The sequence below is a fragment of the Synechococcus sp. CCY9201 genome (assembly GCF_034931105.1).
GTDB lineage: Bacteria > Cyanobacteriota > Cyanobacteriia > PCC-6307 > Cyanobiaceae > CBW1002.
This window is the reverse complement of sequence record NZ_JAYGIC010000138.1, coordinates 1-3,532: the sequence shown is the minus strand read 5'-3', so window position 1 is coordinate 3,532 and position 3,532 is coordinate 1. Positions and strand designations below refer to the sequence as shown.

Annotated in this window: 4 protein-coding genes; 1 reads left to right on the top strand and 3 read right to left on the bottom strand. The window is 70.2% G+C overall.

The window, feature by feature from the left end:
* Positions 1–203: 203 nt before the first annotated feature.
* Positions 204–1,121 carry a PhzF family phenazine biosynthesis isomerase gene (locus tag VB716_RS13310; RefSeq protein ID WP_322758731.1) on the bottom strand — a complete coding sequence of 306 codons (918 nt, stop codon included), beginning with the start codon at positions 1,119–1,121 and terminating at the stop codon, positions 204–206.
* Between the two features lie 28 nt (positions 1,122–1,149).
* Positions 1,150–2,061, bottom strand: a complete 912-nt coding sequence (locus VB716_RS13305) for an NAD(P)H-dependent glycerol-3-phosphate dehydrogenase (RefSeq protein ID WP_197155808.1) — start codon at positions 2,059–2,061, stop codon at positions 1,150–1,152.
* A 70-nt stretch (positions 2,062–2,131) separates the two neighbouring features.
* Here VB716_RS13305 and VB716_RS13300 point away from each other — a divergent pair, with 70 nt between their 5' ends.
* Positions 2,132–2,899 carry an SDR family NAD(P)-dependent oxidoreductase gene (locus VB716_RS13300; RefSeq protein WP_197170245.1) on the top strand — a complete coding sequence of 256 codons (768 nt, stop codon included), beginning with the start codon at positions 2,132–2,134 and terminating at the stop codon, positions 2,897–2,899.
* A gap of 9 nt (positions 2,900–2,908) precedes the next feature.
* Here VB716_RS13300 and VB716_RS13295 read toward each other — a convergent pair whose 3' ends face one another.
* The gene (locus VB716_RS13295) at positions 2,909–3,307 is read right to left on the bottom strand and encodes a DUF2237 family protein (protein WP_231597912.1); all 399 of its coding nucleotides are present in this window, start codon (positions 3,305–3,307) and stop codon (positions 2,909–2,911) included.
* Between the last annotated feature and the right edge of the window lie 225 nt (positions 3,308–3,532).

Below are 3,532 nucleotides of genomic sequence, written 5' to 3'. Positions count from 1 at the left end.
AGCTGCGGTGCCGGCCGCGCTGCGGGAGGCCGTCGTGGTGGTGGTGGGGCTGGCCACCAGGGCTGCGAGCAGGCGATCGTCGTCGGCCGTGCCGCGGCTGCTGGCCATGAGGCCCTGGGCCGCAAAACCGACGGCGAGAGCTCCCGCCGCCAGGGGGCCGGTCAGCAGCAGACGCCGGCTGAACGGAGGCAGCCAGGGCAGGTTCAGGCAGCGGCCCAGAGTGCTGCCCAGCTCTCGGCACCGCTGCCATCGGGTTCTGCCTGCAAGCTGCCGTTCCACAACAGATGGCCCGTACCGGTCAAGCGGATCATGCCTGAAGATGCCGCCTCACAGAGCATGCCGCCTGGCCGGCTGGAACACTGCCAGCCCACCACCGGCCGGTTGAGGCGCTCGATCCAGTAGGGGGCCACCAGGGCATGGGCGGATCCGGTGACCGGGTCCTCATCGATGCCGAGCCCCGGGGCGAAGAAGCGCAGGCGGTAGTCGGCGGGGCGGCCACCGACCAGCTCGCTAGAAGCAACGTCAGCGCCCTCCGCATGGCTGGTCTGGGCGCACTGCTGCATCAGCACAAGCCCTGCCCGCGCCTCCCCCTGCAGCTCCGCTGCCAGACCATCGAGCTGGCCCAGCTGGGCCGCCGGCGGCAACAGAGCGACGCAGTACCCCAGCGCAGAATGCCAGTACTGCTCCACGCCTGAGCCGAGTCGACGATGCAGCAGCGCCGCCAGCGGATCCGGCAGTTCTGCCGGCTGCAGCGGTGCGCTCGGGAGCTCGATCCGTCCACGGCCCGGATCGTCTTCGGCCAGCTGCACGACCAGGGGGCCACTGCGGCTGAGCAGGGCAGTGGACGCGCCAGGTTCCAACAGGCCCCAGGCCCCCAGCGCCAGCAGCGCAGCCAGGGTGGCGTGGCCGCAGAGCGGCACCTCACAGCTGGGGGTGAACCAGCGCAGGGCCCAGCCTCCGCCAGGCGCTGGCAGCAGAAAGGCCGTTTCCGACTGGCGCAGGCTGGTGGCCACCCCCTGCAGCCAGGCGTCGCTGGCGGGTCGCTCCAGCCGCACAACGGCGGCACCGTTGCCGGCCAGGGGCCGTTCGGCGAAGGCCTCGATCAGCAGGGCTGGGAGCATCACGCAGGCGCGAATGAAGGTGGGCAGATCACTCTGACGTGAGCTGCCGTTCCATCAGATCCGCCACGGCCCGGCGGGGTGTCGTGCGGCCCTCAAGCACCTGCACCACCTGATCGCAGATGGGCAGATGCCAACCGTTCTGTTGGGCCAACCGCAGCACGGCCCTGGCGGTGGCACGGCCCTCCACCGTGGCCCCGATCCGGGCGATGGCGGCGGTTTCGTCCAGCCCCTCCGCCAGCAGAACGCCGCAGCGATAGTTGCGGCTCAGGGAGCTGGTGGCCGTGGCCAGCAGATCCCCCAGGCCCGCCAGGCCATAGGTGGTGGCGGGATCACCCCCCATGCCGCGCACCACCAGGCCGAGTTCCGCCAGCCCCCGGCAGAGCAGCGAGGCGCGGGCATTGGCACCCAGGCCAAGACCGTCGCAGATGCCGGCCGCCAGGGCCATCACGTTCTTGAGGGCCCCGGCGGCTTCGACGCCGATCGGGTCAGCATTGGTGTAGAGGCGCAGGTTGTCGCTGCTCAGCTCTCGTTGCAGATGGCGGGCCAGCGTCGCCTTCTGGGAGGCCAGAACGCTGGCGGCGGGCAGACCCTGCTGCAGCTCCGTGGCCAGGTTGGGACCGCTCAGCACCGCCAGCGCTGCGTTCGCGAGGTGTTGCCGCCAGAGCTGGGTGGCGGTGCAGAGCCGATCCGGATCGAGACCCTTGCTGCAGCTCAACAGGGGCAGATCGTCCGGCCAGGCGGCGCTCAACTGGCTCGCCAGGGGCTCGATGCCGGCCATCGCCACGGCCGCCACCACCAGATCCCGATCGCCCAGCAGCGCCTTGGCATCGCCGCCATCCCGGCGCGACCAGACCACGACGTGATGACCGGCGCGGCGCCATAGATCGGTGAGGGTGGTGCCCCAGGCACCGCGGCCCAGAACGACAAGCCTCAGAGCCATGCGCAAACGGACGAGAAGCCGCGACTGCCGCGGTGGGGCCGTCATCATGCGCCATCCAGGGATCCCTGCCATGCCGAATCCACCGCAGCCCTCCGCGGCCCTGGCCCCGTTGGAGCGCTGGCAGGGGGAAGCGCTGGTGGTGGGAGCCGGCGGCATCGGCATGGCCCTGCTGGAGGCCTTGCAACAGCGTGCTCCGGGGCTGCGGCTGCATGCTGCCGGTCGCCATCGGCCCGATCGCCTGCCGGAGGAGGTGGTCTGGCTGCCTCTGGACCTGAGCGATGACCTCAGCCTGGGCACTTTTGCCGCACGGATCCAAGCCACGGCGCCGACCCTGCGGCTGGTGATCAACACCGCTGGTCTGCTGCACGCCCCTGCTCTCCAACCGGAGAAGCGGCTCAGCCAGGTGAAGCGCCAGGCCCTGGAGCAGAGCTTCGCGGTGAATGCCTTCGGGCCCATCCTGCTGGCGCAAGCCGTGGAGCCCTGCCTGCCGCGCCGCGAGCCCTGCCAGTTCGCCAGCCTGTCGGCCCGGGTGGGCAGCATCGGCGACAACCGGCTCGGCGGCTGGTACGCCTACCGGGGCGCCAAGGCCGCCCAGAACCAGCTGCTGCGCACCCTGGCCCTGGAGTGGCAACGACGGCTGCCCCTGGCCTGCGTCAGCCTGCTGCACCCCGGCACCACGGCCACCGCCTTCTCAGCCCCCTTTCGCGGCTCGGTGCCAGCCGAGCAGTTGTTCACACCCCGGCGGGCCGCTGATCACCTCCTGGATGTGATCAGTGGCCTGGGGCCGGAGCAGAGCGGCAACTTCTGGGCATGGGACGGGGCGGCGATTCCCTGGTGAGCAGGCGGCTCAGACGGCATGCTCGCGCAGCACCTCCAGCGGGATGATCTCAAGGGTGGAGCGTTCGCAGGCCGCCAGCCGTACGGGCGGCGCCATACCGTCGTCGTAGGCCTCCAGCCAGCGGGCTGCGCAGACGCACCAGGCATCTCCCGGCTTGAGGCCGGGAAACTGGAACTCCGGAACGGGCGTGGTGAGGTCGTTGCCCTGGGCACGGGCATAGGTGAGGAACGCCTCACTGACCACGCAACAGACGGTGTGGCGGCCCAGATCGGTGGGATCGGTGCGGCAGTAGCCGTCGCGATGCCACCCGGTCAACGGGGCACAGCCGCACAGCTCCAGGGGTTGGTCGAGCACGTTGCGCGCCTCGGAGGCGGAAACCAGGGGCGAGTCAGGAACGGAGCTGGACACGGCCGTAGGGGGGGCGGTTGTGTCGCAGTCTGACGAAGGACTGGCACAAGCTTTCCCCAGGAGGTTGACGGGATCCGGGGGGTAGGCGTTAAAGGTCGTCTTGATTACCCAGCTCGCTCCGTGCAGGCCATTTGTCCCGACTAGAGTGGTACGCAGATACTGTTCTGGCCATGGCGCGCAACGGCATCCAGTTCCAGAAGGGCCTGTCTCTGCCTGAGTTCCAGC

Bases quoted from the DNA above. Each gene is read 5' to 3' on its own strand.
- VB716_RS13310 (WP_322758731.1), bottom strand. From the start codon at position 1,121: ATGCTCCCAGCCCTGCTGATCGAGGCCTTCGCCGAACGGCCCCTGGCC.
- VB716_RS13305 (WP_197155808.1), bottom strand. From the start codon at position 2,061: ATGGCTCTGAGGCTTGTCGTTCTGGGCCGCGGTGCCTGGGGCACCACC.
- VB716_RS13300 (WP_197170245.1), top strand. From the start codon at position 2,132: ATGCCGAATCCACCGCAGCCCTCCGCGGCCCTGGCCCCGTTGGAGCGC.